The organism is Tsukamurella sp. DT100, from assembly GCF_049844855.1.
Classification (GTDB): domain Bacteria; phylum Actinomycetota; class Actinomycetes; order Mycobacteriales; family Mycobacteriaceae; genus Tsukamurella.
Window position 1 is genome coordinate 265453 of sequence record NZ_JBNCLV010000005.1, and the last position, 16897, is coordinate 282349.

Genomic DNA, 16897 nt, shown 5'->3' on the forward strand with positions numbered 1-16897 from the left:
CACTACCGCGCGCCCGATTTGTTCAACAAAGTTCGGCACCGTCCGTACGATCAAGCCGTGAGCACAGGCAGACAGCGCGGCCACGCCGCCACGGAGGCCACCGACGACCTGCGGCGCGCCATCGTCGAGGGCACCCTGCGCCCGGGCGACCCGCTGCGCGAGGAGCGCCTGGCGGCGGAGCTCGGCGTCTCGCGGAACACCCTGCGCGAGGCGATGCGCACGCTCGCCCACGAAGGGCTGATCGTGCACGAGGCCAATCGGGGCGCCCGGGTCACCGCCCCGACCCGCGCGTCCGTCCGCGACATCTACCTGGTGCGGCGCACCGTCGAACCGCCCGCGCTCCGGGCCGCGGGACCGGATCACCCCGGCGCGGTCCGGATGCGCGACGCGGTGGCGACGGCGCAGGCGGCGGCGCGGCTCGGCGACTGGCAGGCGGTCGGCACCGCCGACCTGGCGTTCCACCGCGCGATCGTCGGGCTCAGCGACAGCCCCCGGCTCGACGCGGTCCTCGACTCGATCCTCGCCGAGCTGCGCCTCGCCTTCGGGGCGATCGCGGACCCGGAGTTCCTGCACGCCCCGTTCCTCGACGACAACGTGACGATCCTCGAAACGTTCCTCGACGGCCGGGGCGACGAGGCGGCGGACCTGCTCGCGGAGTATCTCGTCCGCTCAGAGGAGACCCTGTTCGGCGCGCAACCGGTCTCGAAACTCACATCGTGAGTGGCGGCCGCCGCGAGCACACCACCGTAGAATAAGTTCTATGTTCGAAGGACTTCTGGCCCTCGGGATACGCACCGGGACGATTCTCCGCGTCTCCCTCCCCGACGGTGCGGTCGAGACGCTGTACACCGACGAGGCCGGGGCCTCGCCCGACGGCGTTCTCGTGGAGGGCGGCCGGATCTACTGGACGACGATGGGCCGCCCCGACCGCGCCCCGGGGACCTCGAGCGAAGAGGGCCTCGACTTCTCCGCCCGCACGGGCGGCGTCCACTCCGTCCTTCTCGACGGCACCGACCTGCGCGACCTCGTGCCGGCGGGCGCGATGACCACCGGGAAGCAGCTCGCGTCCGACGGTGCCGGCACGCTCTTCTGGGCCGACCGCGAGGGTTGCCGGGTGAGTTCGGTACGGACGGACGGCACCGGGCTGCGCGACCTCGTCGTCAACGTTCCCGAGCCCGACCGGCTCGCCGAATGCGTGGGCGTCGCCGTCGATCCCGCGCGCGGCCACCTCTATTGGACGCAGAAGGGGCCCGCGAAGGGCGGCCGCGGACGCATCCTGCGCGCCGGCCTCGAACTCCCCTCCGGCGCGTCGCCGGACGACCGCCCCGACGTCGAGACGCTGTGGGACGGCCTGCCCGAGCCCATCGACCTCGAGATCGTCGGCGACACCCTGTACTGGACCGACCGCGGCGCCGCGCCCGACGGCAACTCGCTCAACCGGGCCCCGCTCCCCGCGGTCGGCACGCGCGGGGCCGCACCGACGATCCTGGCGCGCGGCTTCGACGAGGCCATCGGCCTGGCCGTGGACGCCGCCTCCGGGCTCGCCTACGTCTCCGACCTGGGCGGCCGCATATGGCGCGCGCCGCTCGACGGCCGCGCCCCCGAGATCCTCGTCGACCTCGGCACGCTCGTGTCCGGCATCGTCGGCCTGCCGGCCGCTACCGCTCGGTGACCAGCTTGGCGCCGAAGCCGATGAGCGCGACACCCGCGACGCCGTCCAGCATCCGCCGGGTGCGGGGCGTCCGCATCCAGCGGGTCACCGTGCCGGCGGCCGCGATCAACACGCCGCAGTAGACCGCCGTCAGCGCGATGTAGACGCCGCCCAGGGCGAGCGTCGTCCAGGTCACCGAGTAGCCGGCGGGCACGAAGCCCGGGAGCAGGCTCACGAACAGCACACCGATCTTCGGGTTGAGCAGGTCGGTGAGGAAGCCCGCGGTGAAGCCTCCCGTGCGCCACGACGTCTCCATCGGGGCGGCCGGCTGCTCCCCCAGCGCCGTACCGCGAATCACCGCGCGCAGGGACTGCACGGCCATGTAGATCAGGTACGCGGCGCCGACCACCTTGAGTGCGGTGTAGCCGTATTCGCTGGCCTTGAGCATCGCCGAGAGCCCGAGCACCGCGGCGAGCACCCAGATGACGAGGCCGCTGAGCACCCCGAGGCTGGTGCGCAGCCCGGTACCGCGGCCGCCCTGCGCCACGCCGCGCACCACGACGAGGGTGTCGGGTCCGGGCACGATGACGAGCACGGCGGAGGCGGCGGCGAACGAGAGCAGGGCGACGAGCATTCGGTGATCCAATCAGAAACCCCGGGCTACGCGGAAGTCGACTCCGCGCTCCTCAGGCCGTCGCCGCGGCCGTCTCGCTCGGCGACTCCCCGAAGCGCTCCCGGTAGTCGACGGCGAACCGACCCAGGTGCGTCAGCCCCACGCTCAGCGCGACGTCGGTGACCGTGCGCCCCGGATGCATCGCGTCCAGCAGCCGGGCGCGGGCGGCGAGCAGTCGCCGCTCCTTGACGACGGCGATCGGCGTCGAGTCGAGTTCGGATCGGCAGGCCTCGCGCAGCGCGCGGACACTCACCCGCAGGCGCTCCGCGAGCCAGCCCGGGCCGAGCGGGTCGGCGAGGTGGTCGTCGACGAGCGCGACCATCCGCGAGCCGAGACTGGCGGCACCGTCCGCGGCAGCGGCGAGGGCCGCGCTGTAGTTGTGCGGCTGCACGTCGAGGAGCTGGTTCACGACTCCGCGAGCGAGGTACTCGGAGCAGTCGGCGCCGCCCACGGAGGAGGAGCCGCGCAGTGCCTCGTCGCCGAGGAACCGCACCATGCGGACCCAGGACGCGACGTCGGGACGGCGCAGGTCCATGCCCACGTCGAAGCGCAGCGGCGTCGTCACCTCGCTGCCAAGCCGGCGCATGAGCTCCCGGTCGACGGTGCTGCGCCGCAGCCGCACGCAGAGTTGCGGGTTGCCGCGCTGCCAGGTCATCGACGTCGGCGACGTGGGCGACAGGACGGTGGCGAGATGGGGAGAGGACTGCACCCGCGTGGCGCCGTGTTCCACGACGGCCCGGCCCGCGAGCGGGATCTGCACCAGGTAGAAGGTGGCGAGCGGCCCCGGCCGGATCTGGACCGGCTCGCCGTAATCGAGATGCACGAGGCCCATCGAGCCGATGGTGTCGATGCGCAGGCGCATGTCGATGGCGTGGGCGCGGCCGACCGGGTCGAGCCGGTGGTCGCAGAAGAAGTCGGCCACCCGGGCCCGGGCGACGTCGACGTCCCTCGTCCTCAGGACCGTCGGAGCGGTCACGGACACCTCCCTGTGGCGTGGATCACGTCCCCATCATGTGCTGCGTTCCTGCCTGTCGTCAAGCAGGCGCAATACCGCGAACTGGATAGTGGGCGCGCCGAAGCGGATAGCAGGGCTATGACCTGCGTCACTACCGTCCGGATCGATCGGCGCCCGCACGGCGCCACGGACTCGACGCGAGGTGGAGGCATGACGGGAAATCTGGACGGGCGTACAGCGATCGTGACCGGTGGGGCGACCCTGGTCGGGCACGGCGTGGTGGAGGCGCTGCACGCGGAGGGCGCGACGGTGGTGGTCGCCGACATCGACGCCGACGGTGCGCGGGCGATCGCCGATCGCCTCGGCGATCGCGTGATCGCGCGGACCACGGACATCACCGACGACGCAGAGGTCGCGGACCTGGTCGCCGCGACCGCCCGCGAGCACGGCGGGCTCGACATCGTCGTCAACCTCGCCTGCACCTACCTCGACGACGGGGCCGACACCGCCCGCGCGGACTGGCTGACGGCCTTCGACGTCAACGTCGCGAGCGCGGTCCGCGTCGCAGCGGCCGCGCGGCCCGCGCTGGCCGCGAGCGGGCACGGGTCGATCGTGAACTTCACGTCGATCTCCAGCTCGGTGGCGCAGACCGGCCGCTGGGTCTACCCCGCCTGCAAGGCGGCGCTGGTCCAGATCACCCGGTCGATGGCGATGGACTACGCGGCCGAGGGGATCCGGGTGAACTCGGTCAGCCCCGGCTGGGTGTGGTCGAAGATCATGGACACCGTCTCCGGCCACGACCGCGCGCACACCGACGGCGTCGCCGCGCCCTTCCACCTGACGGGCCGCGTCGCCGACCCGATCGAGGTCGGCCGCGTGGTCGCCTTCCTGTGCTCCGACGCCGCGTCCGTCGTGACCGGAGCCGATTGGGCCGCCGACGGCGGCTACTCCGCGATGGGGCCGGAACAGGCCGCCCCCGCGATCCCCCTGTTGGCCCCCGCGGGCACCGAGTAGGAGAACACACAGCCATGCGTATCGCCGTGATCGGAGCCGGCTTCGCCGGAGTCTCCGCAGCCAAGGTCCTCACCCAGTTCGGCCACGACGTCACCGTCTACGAGAAGGCCCCCGACATCGGCGGGGTCTGGAGCGCGTCCCGCCGCTACCCGGGCCTGCGCACCCAGAACAACAAGGGCACGTACTGCCTGTCGGATCAGACGATGCCGCGGCACTACCCGCAGTGGCTCGAGAGCGCGCAGGTGCAGGAGTACCTCGACACGTACGTCGACCGGTTCGGCCTCCGGGACCGGTTCCGGGTGTCCACCACCGTCATCTCCGCCACCCTGTCCGAACCCGACGGTGCGCCGTCGGGGTCCGACGTGACCGCGAACCCCGCGCTGCGGCCGGTCACCTGGTCGGTGACCGCCGAGGGCCCGGAGGGCGTGAGCACCGAGGACTACGACTACCTGGTGGGCGCGAACGGGATCTTCTCGGCGCCGTCCATCCCGGGGTGGCCGGGCCGCGAGCCCTTCGAGGCGGCGGGCGGGCGACTCTGCGCGCCGGGCGACGTGCACTCGCTCGACGAGGTGGCGGGCCGCGACGTGCTCGTCGTGGGCTACGGCAAGTCGGCCTGCGACGTGGCATCGGCGATCGCTCCCGTCACCGGCAGCGCCACGGTGATCGCACGGAAGCTGCTGTGGAAGATGCCGCGGCACCTCGGCGGCGCGATCAACTACAAGTTCCTCATGCTCACCCGGCTCGGCGAGGCCCTGTTCGAGTACCAGCGACTGCAGGGCGTGGAGGCCTTCCTGCACGGCGCGGGCAAGCCCGTGCGCAACAGCATGCTCGCGAGCCTGCAGGCCGTGGCGACGCGGCAGCTCAAGCTCAAGGAGTACGGGCTCGTCCCGGACGGCGACTTCGAGCGGATCGCCCGCAGTACGGTCAGTCTCGTGAGCGAGGGCTTCTTCGAGGCGGTGCAGGACGGCAGCCTCGCGGTGCGCCGCGACACGGAGATCGCCGAGCTGCTGGTCGAGGACGGCCGCCCGGCGGCGCGCCTGTCCGACGGGTCGACGGTGCCTGCCGACGTCATCATCGCGGCGACGGGATGGCGGCAGGACGTGCCCTTCCTGGACGCCGACGTGCAGGCCCGGCTCACCGACGCGAACGGCGACTTCGAGCTCTACCGCTTCATCCTCCCGCACGAGGTCCCCGGCCTCGCCTTCGTCGGCTACAACTCCTCCTTCTTCTCGCCGCTGTCGGCGGAGATGGCCTCGCTCTACGTCGCGCACGTCCTCGACGGCGCGGCCGAGCTGCCGCCGGTACCGGAGCGCCGCGAGCAGGTCTCGGCGCGGCTGCGCTGGATGCGCGATCGCACCGAGGGGCACCACGCCCGCGGCACGAACCTGATCCCGTTCTCGATGCACAACATCGACGAGATCATCGAGGAGATGGGCCTGAAACTCTCGCGGCGCCAGCGGGTGCGCGAGTGGCTGCTCCCGCCGAAGCCCGCGGACTACCGGTGGGTGACCAGGCGCCTCCTCGCGCGCGGGCCCCGCCCGGCCGCGTCGGCGGTCCCGTCCGGAGCCGGACCGAGGCGCGCCGCATGACGGCCGACGTCGTCGTCATCGGGTCCGGCATCAACGGGCTCGTCGCCGCGGCCGAGCTCGCGGGTTCCGGCCGGTCGGTGTGCCTCATCGAGGCCGCCGACCGGCTCGGCGGCTTCCTCGCGAGCGACGAGCTCACGCTGCCGGGCTTCGTGCACGACACCTACTCGTCGTGGCACCCCCTCTTCGTCACCGGCGGCGCGTACGCGACGCTCGGCGAGGACCTGCACCGGCACGGGCTCGAGTACGCGAACGCCGACGACGCCGTCACCGGGTCGGTCTCCGGCGACGGCCCCGCGGTGGTCGCGCACCGGGACCCGGCGCGCACCGTCGAACAGTTCTCGGAGCGGGACCGCGCCGCCTACCTGGCGATGCTCGACCGGATCGGCGGAGACCTCGACGTCATCGGCGCCTTGCTGGGCAACGAGACCCGCGCCCCGGGGGTGCTGGGCCACGCGGCGACGATGCTGCGGCGCGGCCTGGGCCGCACCGAGGGCTGGGTCCGCGACGCCGCGACGAGCGGGCGACGCTGGGGCCGCAGGACGTTCGAGGGCTCCGAGGTCGACCAGCTCTGGGCGCCCTGGCTGCTGCACGCGGGCCTGAGCCCCGACAGCGCCTCGGGCGGGCTGATGATCCCCGTCTTCGCGGCGACGATGCACGGCGCGGGCCTGCCGGTCGCCGTGGGCGGGCAGCGGGCCTTCCTCGACGCCTTCGCGTCGCTGCTCGCCGAGCGGGGCGTCGAGGTCCTGACGGGGTCTCCGGTCGACCGGATCCTCGTCGAGTCGGGCCGCGCCGCGGGCGTCATGGTCGGCGGGCGCCGGATCGACGCGCGGCAGGCCGTCCTCGCCTCGGTGACGCCGACGGCGCTGTACTGCGACCTGCTCCCGGAATCGGCCGTGCCCGAGGCGGTCCGCGCTGAGGCGCGCGGCTACCAGTACGGCCGGGCGGCGATGCAGGTGCACGTCGCGCTGGATGAGCCGCTCGAGTGGTCCGACGCCGCGCTCGACGGCGCGCCGTTGGTGCACCTCACCGCCGGCTCGGACTCCGTCGGCGTCGCGTGCGCGCAGGCCGAGGCGGGCCTGCTGCCCGCCCGTCCAACGGTGGTCGTCGGGCAGCAGGCCCTCATCGATCCGAGCCGGGTCCCCGCGGGCCGGGGCATGCTGTGGCTGCAGTTGCAGGAGGTCCCGTTCGCGCCGGTCGGCGACGCGGCGGGCGAGCTCGACACGTCCGCGGGCTGGACCGACGAGCTGGTCGCCGGCTACGTCGACCGGGTGCTCGGCCTGGTCGAGGAGGCGGCGCCGGGCACCCGGGACGCGGTCCTCGCCGTCAGCGCGATCAGCCCTGTCGACCTGGCGGCGGCGAACCCCAATGCCGTGCAGGGCGATCCGTACTGCGGTGCCGCGGAGCTGGACCAGAACATCTTCTGGCGACCCGGGCCGCTCACCGCCCGGCACCGCACCGCGGTCGACGGGCTGTGGCACATCGGGGCCGCCACTCACCCGGGGCCGGGCCTCGGCGGCGGCTCCGGTCACCTCGTCGCGCAGGAACTGCTCAAGCGCGACGACGGTGCCCTCACCCGCGTCCGGCGCCTGCTCGGCCGCTGAGCGCCCGTTCCTACGAGCGGATCGCGGTGGCGGGACCGAGGCCGGTTCCCGTCACCGCGGACACCGTCATGCTCGGCGTGATCGCCGGGTCCCCCACCCGGTCGGGGAAGTCGAAGACCCCGAGGATGAGCATCATCGGGTAGTCCGGCGCTTGGGGACTGACGCGCGTGACGGTGCCGTCGATGGAGAAGGTCACGCGCCCGGGCTCCCAGTCCGCGCGGTACGTGTGCGGCCGGCTCACGTCGACGGCGTGGCGTTCGGCGGAGAAGTCCTCCGTCAGCGCGGGATCGCGGAAGCGATGGATGCCCTGGCCGACTGCGGCGATCCCGTCCTCGATCGCGTCGCCGAAGACCTCGACGAGGCAGATCTCGCCGCAGCGTTCGACGCGATCCTCCAGCCCCACCATCCACGCGGCGAACATCGACCGGGGCGTGAGCACGGCCGAGCAGGTGACGGCGATGCCGCCGAAGTGCGGCGCGAACCCGAGGAGGGTGGCCTGCTCCTCCTGCACGGTCTGGCCGGGGAGGAAGGGCTGCGGCGCGTCCGTCGATCCGACGGGGCCCGACCGGTTCGCGGAGTGGATGCCCGAGACGCGCAGCGGGGTGGGGTGCGTGTCCGGGCACCACGGGCCCTGTTCCGGCGGGATCGAGAGCGTGAGCCCGTCCGGGCCCGCCGCGACCGTCGCGCGGGCGGCCGCCCGCGAACTCCACGCCGGCAGGTACGAGTCCGTCCAGATCGTCGGGTCGAGCCGGTGGAAGGTCTCGCGGAACTCCATCGCCCGATCCTCGCACGGAGCGCCCGGCACGGCCGGCGAAGCGGCGCCGAACCCTACGCCGCAGGGCGGCGCAGGGCAGCGAGGCCGTCGCGGAGCTTCCCGCCGTCCTCGTCGGCCACCGCGGCGTCCACCAGGCGCCGCATCCGCTCGGCGGCGTCGGGCAGCCCGCGCACCAGCTCGAGCCCCTCCATCAGCAGGCCGAAGCTGTCGACGCCGTGGGCGTGGGTCTGCCCGTAGCCCTTGAGGACCCGCGCGGCGACGATCACCTCGGTCGCGAGCGCGGGATCGGTGCGGCCCACCGAGGTCACGGTGTCGAGCCAGGTGTCGATGAAGACCTGCTCCCGGCCGAACCGCAGGGACCGAGGCCGCAACGGCCGCATCCGGGCGAGGGTGGAGAGCGTGGCGTAGCCCCAGACCGAGGTGGTGTTGATGATGAAGCCGCGGTGGCACACGGTGTCGACGGCCTTGGCGAACGCCCGGTTGTGCTCGAGCGCGCGGCCCAGGGCGGTGGGCATCGTGTCGGTGATCTCGTCGACCTGCGGGTGCAGGTACTCGTGGACCCGCATGACCTGCTCGTCGCCGAGCCGCACCTCGGCGCGCACGCGGTCCATGCGCCGGCCGCGCACCTTCTGCAGCGCGACGTGCACCGTGTCCTGGTAGCTCATCCACAGCGCGATGTGCCGCGCCGCCTCCACGGTGAGCCGGGCCTGCCCCTCGTGGTCCGGATCGAGGGCGCTGATCCGCGCGACGCGGTCGAGGTAGCGGTCCGCGTACGCGAGGTCCTGGTAGACGGCGGTGCGCTCGAGCCCGTGCAGCAGCATCGACGCGGCGGCCGGCGGGAAGGACCGCGCGACCCGGCGGGCCCGGTCGGCGAGCGCGGGACCGACGAGCAATTCCGGTGCGCGCGCCGCGATCTCGTTGCGCTCGGTCTCGCGGTCGGCCTTGAGCTCCTCGGGCGTCTTCGGCCGCCGCACCTGCAGGGTCAGCGGCACGGGAGCACTGCCGGACGGCGCCGGGGCGGGGGCCTGCGCCCGGTCGGCGTCCTCCGCGAGGCTCTGCCGCGCCCGCTCGTACCCGGCGGCGAACGCCGCGAGCGAGGTCTCGACACCCTTGCCGCCCTTGCGGATCGCCTCCTCGAAGTCCTCGCGCGGGAAGGGCAGGGCGCCGCTGCCCGCGAGGGCGCCGAACAGCGCCGCGCTGATCACGCTGCCGTTGTCGCGGGCGAGCGTCGCGAAATCGCCGGAGACGAGGGTCTTCGCCGCGGCGGCGGCACCGTCGATCAGGGCGGCGGAGTCGACCCGGCCGTCGTCGAGCGTGGACTTCTCGAGGATCGAGTAGACCCGGTTGAGCGAGGCGATGAGCGTGGTGCGGTCCGGGGTGACGAAGCCGCGCTGCACCGCGCGGCCGGCCTCCATCAGCTCGGACGCGATGAGCACATCGACCTCGCCGGGCGTGGGCATGAGCGAGAGGATCGGCGTCTCGCGGGCGCGCCCGGACCCGCTGCGGTGCGCGACGTCCGGCGGGAAGAGCTCGGCGTAGTAGACAGTGGCTCCGGTGCGCTGGGCGACGCCGGCGACGGAGGTGTTCTGCGCAGTCCAGCCCTCGTCCTCGCCGAGCGAGACGATCCAGTCGGCGAGGACGCCACCGCCCTCGCCGCCCATGGCGAGTACCGCGACGGTGATGGGCCGTTGCCCCTGGGTCCAGGTCATGAGAAGGCCTCCGTGGATTCGAAGCGGGCCGCGCGGCCCTCGAGGCCGCGACCGAGGCGCTCGGACACGGCGCCGCGCACGCGGTCGCGGATCCGGTCGACGCGGGTGGGATTGGTGACGACGTCCGTGCGGTAGAACGACGGGCAGAGGGCCGCCGCGTGCGCGTTGTTGCCGCACACACCGCAGCCGACGCAAGTGTCGGTGACCGCGGCGACGGGGTCGGTCCGCATGGGGTCGGGGTTGGGCGCGATGGTCAGCGACGGGCAGCCGGAGATCCGCATGCAGGCGTGATCGCCCGTGCAGGTCTCCGGGTCGACGCCGAACCGCTGGGTGACGACGCGCTTGCCGGCCTTGACCGCCGCGGCCCGTTCCGGCTTCTCGCGACGCTGCTTGTTCAGCTGACACTCGCTCTGCGCGACGATGACCTTGGGGCCCTTCTTCTTGCTGGTCAGGGCGTCGATGAAGACGTCGCGCATCTTCGCGACGTCGAAGGTGTCAGGCATCGTCTTCGCCCACTTCACGCCGACGCCGCGCACCGCCCGTTCGATCGGGTTGTTGGTGCTGCGGTCGGGCAGGATCGCGCGGGAGGAGAGCAGGTCCTGGCCGCCGGTGGCGGCCGCGTAGGCGTTGTCCACCACCACCAGGAGCTGGTCGGACTCGTTGAAGACGGCGTTGCCGACGCCGGAGGTGAGGCCGTTGTGCCAGAAGCCGCCGTCGCCCATCACGGCGACGCCGCGCCGGCCGGCGTCCTTGCTGCTGAGCGCGGCGGCGCCGGCGGAGCCGAGGCCGTAGCCCATCGTCGTGGCGCCCAGGTTGAAGGGCTCGTTGATGGCGAACAGGTGGCAGCCGATGTCGGCGCTCACGTGATGCTCCACGCCGGTCTCGCGCTCGGCGAGCTTGAGCGCGGAGAAGATCGGCCGCTCCGGGCAGCCGGTGCACAGGCCGGGCGGGCGGGGCTGGACGGCGCGGCCGTCGACCCGCTCGGTGAACGGGCTGCGCGGGTCGCCCGCCGGGAGGAGCACCGCGGGATCGCCGGTGACCAGCTCGGGGGCGTACCGGCCGAGGAACTCGGCGACGCCCTTCGTGACGGCGATCGGGGTGTACTCCCCCGCCTTCGGCAGCACGTCCTTGCCGTGCAGCGCGGTGTCGAGGCCGTTGCGGCGCAGGATCGCGTTGAGGTTCTGCTCGATGTAGTCGGGTTGCCCCTCCTCGAGGAGCAGGACCGCGTCCTTGTCGGCGCAGAACTCGACGATCTCCTCGTCGATCACCGGGTACGTCACGTTCATGACGTAGAGCGGGACCGCGGTGTCGCCGAAGGCGTCCGAGCAGCCGAGGAGTTCCAGCGCGCGGTTGAGGGTGTTGTAGAGGCCGCCCTGCACGATGAGGCCGACCTCGCCGTCCGCCGGGCCGAAGGTCTCGTTGAGGCCGTGCTCGCGGATGTACTGGACGGCCGCGGGCCAGCGGTGGGCGATCTTCTCCTGCTCGTGCTGGAAACTCGCGGGCGGCAGCACGATCCGACTGACGTCGCGCTTCGGGTTCTCCATCGCCTGCTCGACGGTCATCTGCGGCCGCCGGTTCTCCCTCGTCGTGAAGGTGCCGTGCAGGTGGCACGAGCGCAGCCGCAGCTCCAGCATGACCGGGGTGTTCGACGCCTCGGACAGCGCGAAGCCGTGCTCCACCGCGTCGACGATGGCGGTGTGGTCGGGCCGCGGATCCAGCAGCCACATCTGCGATTTCATCGCGAAGGCGTGCGAGCGCTCCTGCATGATCGAGCTGCCCTCGCCGTAGTCCTCGCCGACGATGATGAGCGCGCCGCCGGTGACGCCGCCGCTGGCGAGGTTGGCCAGCGCGTCGGAGGCGACGTTGGTGCCCACCGTCGATTTGAAGGTGATCGCGCCCCGCAGCGGATAGTGCACGGAGGCGGCGAGCATCGCCGCGGCGGTCGCCTCCGACGCGCTGTTCTCGAAGTACACGCCGTACTCGTCGAGGATCTCGCGGGCGTCGCCGAGGACGTCCATCAGGTGACTGATCGGCGCCCCCTGGTAGCCGCCGACGTACGCGACGCCGGACTGCAGCAGCGCCTTCGTCACCGCCAGGATCCCCTCGCCCTCGAACCGGGTCCCCGGTTCCTGGCGCAGCTTGAGGACTTCTTTCGCAAAGGAGCGTTCCGCCATGCCCCGACCTGCCTTCCACGTATCACGGGCCGTGTGATGCATCCCACGCTAGCCTCGCTCCGGGACGGGTTGAAGAGCCCGCGCGGGGCCCGCGCCGATCGGGACAGCGGGCGGTCGCGATCTGGATAGCCGGGCCGTTCGGCGCGTCCTACCGTCGGGCGCAGCCGCCGCTTTCCGACGGTGCGGCCCGCGCGGCCGCTCAGCCGACACCGGCCCGTGCCGGGGAGAAGAGGACCCATGCTCACCGAACTCGCCACCGCCCTCGCGGGCGGGAGGATCCGGGTGCTCGACCTGACCACGCCGCTCTCGGCGGACACCCCGACGCTGCGCCTGCCCGAGCCCTTCGTGAACCTCATCGACTTCAGCCTGGAGCGGGTCGCCGCGTTCGAGCCGACGGCGCCGGCCTGGCAGCACAACAACATCCACACCGGCGAGCACATCGGCACGCACGTGGACGCCCCGTGCCACTGGATCACGGGCCGTGACGGCGCCGACGTCAGCCAACTGCCGCCCGGGCGCCTCGTCGGTCCGGCGTGCGTGATGGACTTCGCCGACCGGGCCGCGGCCGATCCGGACTGGCTGCTCGACGTCGCCGACGTGCAGGGCTGGATCGCCGAGCACGGGGCGATCCCGAAGGGCGCGTGGCTCCTGCTGCGCACGGGCTGGGATCAGTACGGCGGCGACCGCGAGCGCTTCCTCAACCTCGACGAGAACGGCTCGCACACCCCCGGCGTCTCCGCGGCCTGCGCGCGGTGGCTGGCCGAGGAGGTCCCGATCTCCGGCTTCGGCGTGGAGACGGTGGGCATCGACGCGGGCAATGCGGCGATGCTGGAGCCGCCCTTCCCCGCGCACAACTTCCTGCTCGGCGCGGACAAGTACGGCCTCACGAGCCTGCGGAACCTCGCGCAGCTGCCGCCGCAGGGCGCGGTGATCGTGGTCTCGCCGCTGCCGATCGTCGGCGGCACCGGCTCCCCCGCCCGCGTCCTCGCCCTCGTCGAGGCCTGACCTCCGAATGCACCGAAACGGCGGCGCCCCCAACGGGGACGCCGCCGTTCTCGTGCGGGAGTCAGCTGCGGGCGGTCACCGCCTGCTCCGCCCCCAACGCCTCGTCGGGCTCGCCCCGCAGGAGGGGCAGCGCTGCCACCGCGAGCGCGGCGATGCCGCCGACGACGGCGAAGAAGACGAAGTTGGCGCGGTAGCCGAAGCCTGCCCCTGCGATGAACCCGCCCACGATCGGCCCCACGATGGCGCCGACGCGCGCGAAGGACAGCGCCATCCCGGTCGCCGCGGCGCGGATCCGGGCCGGGTAGTAGTGCGCCACCCAGCCGGTGAGCACCAGCGAGGTCGAGATGGAGCCGATCCCCGCGATGCCCACCAGGAGGTAGTTGACCACCATCGGGCCGCGGAACATCAGGGCGAGGATGCCGAGCGCGCCGACCGCGTAACAGACCACGAGGACCGGCTTCTGGCCTCGTCGGTCCGCCAGCACGCCCACGACGATCCCGCCGATCGCGGAGGCGAGCGAGAAGACGAGCAGGAACATCAGCGACGAGCCGAGGTCGTAGCCGGCCTTGCGCATGATCTGCGGCAGCCAAGTGTTGAGCCCGTACACCAGCAGCAGGCCGCAGAACAGGGCCAGCCAGAAGCAGGCGGTTGCCACTCGGTACCGCGGGGAGAAGACGACCCGGAGCGCATCGAGGAAGCCCTCCCGCTCCCCCCGCTCGGCGCGCGCTGCGGCCGGAACCGCCAGCGGCGGTTCGATGCCCAGCCTGCGGGCCTCCGCGGCGGCGCGGTCGGTCTGCCCGCTCGCCGCGAGCTGCTCGATCGACTGCGGCAGCGCGACCGCGAGGATCGGCACCAGGATCACGGCGCCGAAACCGAGGCCCATCACCCAGCGCCAGCCGAGGGCGTCGAGGGACAGCACGGCGACCAGCGCCGCGAGCATGATCCCCAACGAGTAGCCGGAGTACATGATCCCGTAGTTCCTCGACTTCTTGGCCGGCGGCGAGAACTCGATGGTGTAGGCGGCGGCGATCGGGATGACGCCGCCGAGGCCGAGCCCGCCGACGAACCGGAACAGCCCGAGGACCTCGGGGCTGGGCGCCAGCGCGACGCCGAGCTGCGGCAGCGCGCACAGCGCCACGGCGACGAGCAGCATGTTCTTCCGCCCGACCCGGTCGGCCAGCACGCCGATCGTGGTGGCGCCGATGAGCATGCCCACCAGCGACCACGCCGCGAGGCCGCCGATCTCGACCGCGCTGAGCGACCAGGGCTCGTAGGCGAGCAGGCCCGGCACCACGGCGCCGAAGACGCCGACGTCGTAGCCCTCGGCGAGGATCGCGATCCAGCAGCACAGCAGGACGCGGCGGGTCACCGCGGCGGGGATCACGGGGTCCACCGCACGTGCGCGGCGAGCTCGGGCTCCTCGTCGCGCAGCAGCGCGAGGCGCGGGCGCACGGCGTCGGTGCGAGCGCTGGGCGGCTTGCGGTTGCCCGCGCGGAACTGATCCGGCCACTCGGCCCCGGGCCCGGCGTACTCCTGGTCGGCCGCGGCGTGCAGCGTCCACTGCGGGTCGTACAAGTGAGCGCGGCCGAGGGCGCAGAGATCGGCGCGGCCCGCGAGCAGGATCGAGTTGACGTCGTCGTAGGACGAGATCGCGCCGACGGCGACCACCTTCACGCCGGCGGGACCGGCGACCTCATTGCGGATGCGGTCCGCGTGCGGGGTCTGGTAGCTCCGCCCGAAGGCGGGCCGTTCGTGCTTGGCGACCTGGCCGGTGGAGACGTCGACGAGGTCGACGCCGTGCTCGCAGAAGGCGCGGGCGATCTCCAACGCCTCGTCGATGTCGTTGCCGTCCGGGATCCAGTCCGTGGCCGACAGGCGCACGGAGACCGGCCGGTCGGCGGGCCAGGCGGCGCGGACGGCGTCGAACACCTCCAGCGGGAAGCGCAGCCGATTCTCGACGGAACCGCCGTACTCGTCGGTGCGGGTGTTCGAGATCGGCGAGAGGAACGAGGAGATCAGGTAGCCGTGGCCGGCGTGGAACTCGAGCAGGTCGAAGCCCGCCTCGGCGCCGCGGCGGGCGGCGTCGGCGAACTCCCCGACGACGCGGTCCATGTCGGCGCGCGTCATCTCCCGGGGCACCGCGCTGTCCGGGCCGTAGGGCAGCGCCGACGGTGCCATGACCTCCCAGTTGTCGGCGTCGAGCGGATCGTCGATCCCCTCCCACATGAGTTTCGTCGAGCCCTTGCGGCCCGAATGGCCGAGCTGCAGGCCGATCTTCGCGCCGGAGTACGCGTGGACGGCGTCGACGACGCGGCGCCATCCCTCGCGCTGCTCGTCGGTGTAGAGGCCGGTGCAGCCGGGCGTGATCCGGCCGTCCGCGGAAACGCAGACCATCTCGGTCATCACCAGGCCGGCGCCGCCGAGCGCCTTCGAGCCGAGGTGCATCACGTGGAAGTCGTTCGGCAGGCCGTCGACGGCGGAGTACATGTCCATGGGCGAGACCACGATCCGGTTCTTCAGCCGCAGGTCGCCGATGGTGACCGGGTGGAACATCGCCGGGGTCTCGGGCCCGGCTCCGGTTCCGGCGCCGAACGAGCGCATGACCCGGTCGGCGAAGTCCGCGTCGCGGAGCCGGAGGTTGTCGAAGGTGATCCGGCGGCTGCGGGTGAGCAGGTTGAAGGTGAACTGCACCTGCTCCTGCTCGCGGTAGCTGCCGATGGTCTCGAACCATTCGAGGGAGGCCTGCGCCGCGCGCTGCGTCGACTCGACGACGGGCCGCCGCTCCTCTTCGTAGACCTTGAGCGCGGTGCCCAGGTCGCCGTTCTCGTGCAGGCACGCCGCCAACGACAGTGCGTCTTCCATCGCGAGCTTGGTGCCCGAACCGATGGAGAAGTGCGCGGTGTGCGCGGCGTCCCCGAGCAGCACCAGGTTCCGGTGCACCCAGCTGGTGTTGCGGACCGTGGTGAAGGTGATCCACTGCGAGTTGTTCGCGAGGATCCGGCTGTCGCCGAGATAGGGCGCGAAGATCTCGGCGATCCGGGCGATCGCGGCGTCGTCGTTCTCGCCGGGTGCGAAGGCGCGGTCCGCGGTGGCGTCGAATCCCGCTCGGAGCCAGACGTCCTCGGCCATCTCGACGATGAAGGTGCTGCCCTGGTCGGAGTAGGGGTAGCCGTGGATCTGCATGGTGCCCCACTCGGTGTCCTCAACGATGAACGTGAAGGCCTCGAAGACCTTGTCGGTGCCGAGCCACATGTACTTGCAGCGGCGCCGGTCCAGGTCGGGCTCGAAGCCCTCGGCGAACCGGGTCCGCGCCGCGGAGTTGAGACCGTCGGCCGCGAGGACGAGGTCGTGCGTCGCCATCAGCTCCTCGACGTCGGGCGCCGGTGTCGCGAACCGCACGTCCACGTCGAGGTCGAGGCAGCGGCGCTGCAGGAGGGCGAGCAGGTCGTGCCGGTTCATGGCGGCGAAGCCCTGGCCGCCCACGGTGTTCCACTCGCCCCGGTAGTGCACGTCGATGTCGGTCCACCGGGCGAAGTGGGACTCCATCTGCCCGTAGATGACCGGGTCGGCGTTCTCGATGCCGCCGAGGGTCTCGTCGGAGAAGACGACGCCGAAGCCGAAGGTGTCCTCGGCCCGGTTCCGCTCGAACACCGTGATCCGGTGATCCGGGTCGAGCTGTTTCATCAGGGCGGAGAAGTAGAGGCCGCCGGGGCCGCCGCCGATCACTGCGATCTTCATGTCTCAAGTCCTT

General features: G+C 72.5%; 13 protein-coding genes. 6 read left to right on the forward strand and 7 right to left on the reverse strand.

Annotation, left to right across the window (positions count from 1 at the left end; genetic code table 11):
* Positions 1–57: 57 nt before the first annotated feature.
* Together ACLQ3K_RS14450 and ACLQ3K_RS14455 are read left to right on the forward strand one after the other, a co-directional pair.
* Positions 58–720 carry a GntR family transcriptional regulator gene (locus ACLQ3K_RS14450; protein ID WP_224648000.1) on the forward strand — a complete coding sequence of 221 codons (663 nt, stop codon included), beginning with the start codon at positions 58–60 and terminating at the stop codon, positions 718–720.
* Positions 721–760: 40 nt separating this feature from the next.
* Positions 761–1672 (forward strand): hypothetical protein, encoded by a 912-nt coding sequence (locus tag ACLQ3K_RS14455; RefSeq protein ID WP_336670224.1) that lies wholly within the window; start codon positions 761–763, stop codon positions 1670–1672.
* Here the strand turns inward: ACLQ3K_RS14455 and ACLQ3K_RS14460 are convergent.
* Together ACLQ3K_RS14460 and ACLQ3K_RS14465 are read right to left on the reverse strand one after the other, a co-directional pair.
* A complete protein-coding gene (locus ACLQ3K_RS14460) occupies positions 1659–2285 on the reverse strand; it encodes a LysE family translocator (protein WP_426000190.1) in 627 nt (208 codons plus the stop codon). The genes ACLQ3K_RS14455 and ACLQ3K_RS14460 overlap by 14 nt on opposite strands.
* A 52-nt stretch (positions 2286–2337) precedes the next feature.
* Positions 2338–3300: an AraC family transcriptional regulator gene (locus ACLQ3K_RS14465; RefSeq protein ID WP_224647997.1), complete on the reverse strand. Its 963-nt coding sequence runs from the start codon at positions 3298–3300 to the stop codon at positions 2338–2340.
* A gap of 189 nt (positions 3301–3489) precedes the next feature.
* On the opposite strand from ACLQ3K_RS14465, the gene ACLQ3K_RS14470 reads away from it, so the two are divergent.
* Genes ACLQ3K_RS14470 through ACLQ3K_RS14480 form a run of 3 tightly spaced genes read left to right on the forward strand, consistent with a single transcriptional unit; the run spans position 3490 to position 7483 of the window.
* Positions 3490–4293, forward strand: a complete 804-nt coding sequence (locus tag ACLQ3K_RS14470; RefSeq protein WP_426000192.1) for an SDR family oxidoreductase — start codon at positions 3490–3492, stop codon at positions 4291–4293.
* Between the two features lie 14 nt (positions 4294–4307).
* Positions 4308–5882, forward strand: a complete 1575-nt coding sequence (locus ACLQ3K_RS14475; protein ID WP_426000194.1) for a flavin-containing monooxygenase — start codon at positions 4308–4310, stop codon at positions 5880–5882.
* Positions 5879–7483 (forward strand): phytoene desaturase family protein, encoded by a 1605-nt coding sequence (locus tag ACLQ3K_RS14480; RefSeq protein WP_426000196.1) that lies wholly within the window; start codon positions 5879–5881, stop codon positions 7481–7483. Before ACLQ3K_RS14475 ends, ACLQ3K_RS14480 begins: the two co-directional genes overlap by 4 nt.
* A 10-nt stretch (positions 7484–7493) precedes the next feature.
* Here ACLQ3K_RS14480 and ACLQ3K_RS14485 read toward each other — a convergent pair whose 3' ends face one another.
* From ACLQ3K_RS14485 to ACLQ3K_RS14495, 3 genes are read right to left on the reverse strand one after another with little or no spacing between them, the layout of a single operon-like run.
* Positions 7494–8258: a glycoside hydrolase family 16 protein gene (locus ACLQ3K_RS14485; RefSeq protein ID WP_426000198.1), complete on the reverse strand. Its 765-nt coding sequence runs from the start codon at positions 8256–8258 to the stop codon at positions 7494–7496.
* Positions 8259–8311: 53 nt separating this feature from the next.
* Positions 8312–9967, reverse strand: coding sequence for an indolepyruvate oxidoreductase subunit beta family protein (locus tag ACLQ3K_RS14490; RefSeq protein WP_426000200.1), 1656 nt, complete (start codon positions 9965–9967; stop codon positions 8312–8314).
* A complete protein-coding gene (locus tag ACLQ3K_RS14495) occupies positions 9964–12141 on the reverse strand; it encodes a thiamine pyrophosphate-dependent enzyme (protein WP_426000202.1) in 2178 nt (725 codons plus the stop codon). The genes ACLQ3K_RS14490 and ACLQ3K_RS14495 overlap by 4 nt, the downstream gene beginning before the upstream one ends.
* A gap of 237 nt (positions 12142–12378) precedes the next feature.
* Here ACLQ3K_RS14495 and ACLQ3K_RS14500 point away from each other — a divergent pair, with 237 nt between their 5' ends.
* Complete coding sequence (locus ACLQ3K_RS14500; protein WP_426000204.1) at positions 12379–13146, forward strand: cyclase family protein; 768 nt, start codon at positions 12379–12381, stop codon at positions 13144–13146.
* A gap of 61 nt (positions 13147–13207) precedes the next feature.
* Here ACLQ3K_RS14500 and ACLQ3K_RS14505 read toward each other — a convergent pair whose 3' ends face one another.
* Together ACLQ3K_RS14505 and ACLQ3K_RS14510 are read right to left on the reverse strand one after the other, a co-directional pair.
* Positions 13208–14530 (reverse strand): MFS transporter, encoded by a 1323-nt coding sequence (locus ACLQ3K_RS14505; RefSeq protein ID WP_426000206.1) that lies wholly within the window; start codon positions 14528–14530, stop codon positions 13208–13210.
* Positions 14527–16884, reverse strand: a complete 2358-nt coding sequence (locus tag ACLQ3K_RS14510; RefSeq protein WP_426000208.1) for a bifunctional salicylyl-CoA 5-hydroxylase/oxidoreductase — start codon at positions 16882–16884, stop codon at positions 14527–14529. Before ACLQ3K_RS14510 ends, ACLQ3K_RS14505 begins: the two co-directional genes overlap by 4 nt.
* Between the last annotated feature and the right edge of the window lie 13 nt (positions 16885–16897).

What these genes read in the sequence shown, in the direction of transcription:
- ACLQ3K_RS14455 (WP_336670224.1), top strand. Translation starts at nt 761, where the DNA reads ATGTTCGAAGGACTTCTGGCCCTCGGGATACGCACCGGGACGATTCTC.
- ACLQ3K_RS14460 (WP_426000190.1), bottom strand. Translation starts at nt 2,285, where the DNA reads ATGCTCGTCGCCCTGCTCTCGTTCGCCGCCGCCTCCGCCGTGCTCGTC.
- ACLQ3K_RS14470 (WP_426000192.1), top strand. Translation starts at nt 3,490, where the DNA reads ATGACGGGAAATCTGGACGGGCGTACAGCGATCGTGACCGGTGGGGCG.
- ACLQ3K_RS14475 (WP_426000194.1), top strand. Translation starts at nt 4,308, where the DNA reads ATGCGTATCGCCGTGATCGGAGCCGGCTTCGCCGGAGTCTCCGCAGCC.
- ACLQ3K_RS14480 (WP_426000196.1), top strand. Translation starts at nt 5,879, where the DNA reads ATGACGGCCGACGTCGTCGTCATCGGGTCCGGCATCAACGGGCTCGTC.
- ACLQ3K_RS14485 (WP_426000198.1), bottom strand. Translation starts at nt 8,258, where the DNA reads ATGGAGTTCCGCGAGACCTTCCACCGGCTCGACCCGACGATCTGGACG.
- ACLQ3K_RS14490 (WP_426000200.1), bottom strand. Translation starts at nt 9,967, where the DNA reads ATGACCTGGACCCAGGGGCAACGGCCCATCACCGTCGCGGTACTCGCC.
- ACLQ3K_RS14495 (WP_426000202.1), bottom strand. Translation starts at nt 12,141, where the DNA reads ATGGCGGAACGCTCCTTTGCGAAAGAAGTCCTCAAGCTGCGCCAGGAA.
- ACLQ3K_RS14500 (WP_426000204.1), top strand. Translation starts at nt 12,379, where the DNA reads ATGCTCACCGAACTCGCCACCGCCCTCGCGGGCGGGAGGATCCGGGTG.
- ACLQ3K_RS14510 (WP_426000208.1), bottom strand. Translation starts at nt 16,884, where the DNA reads ATGAAGATCGCAGTGATCGGCGGCGGCCCCGGCGGCCTCTACTTCTCC.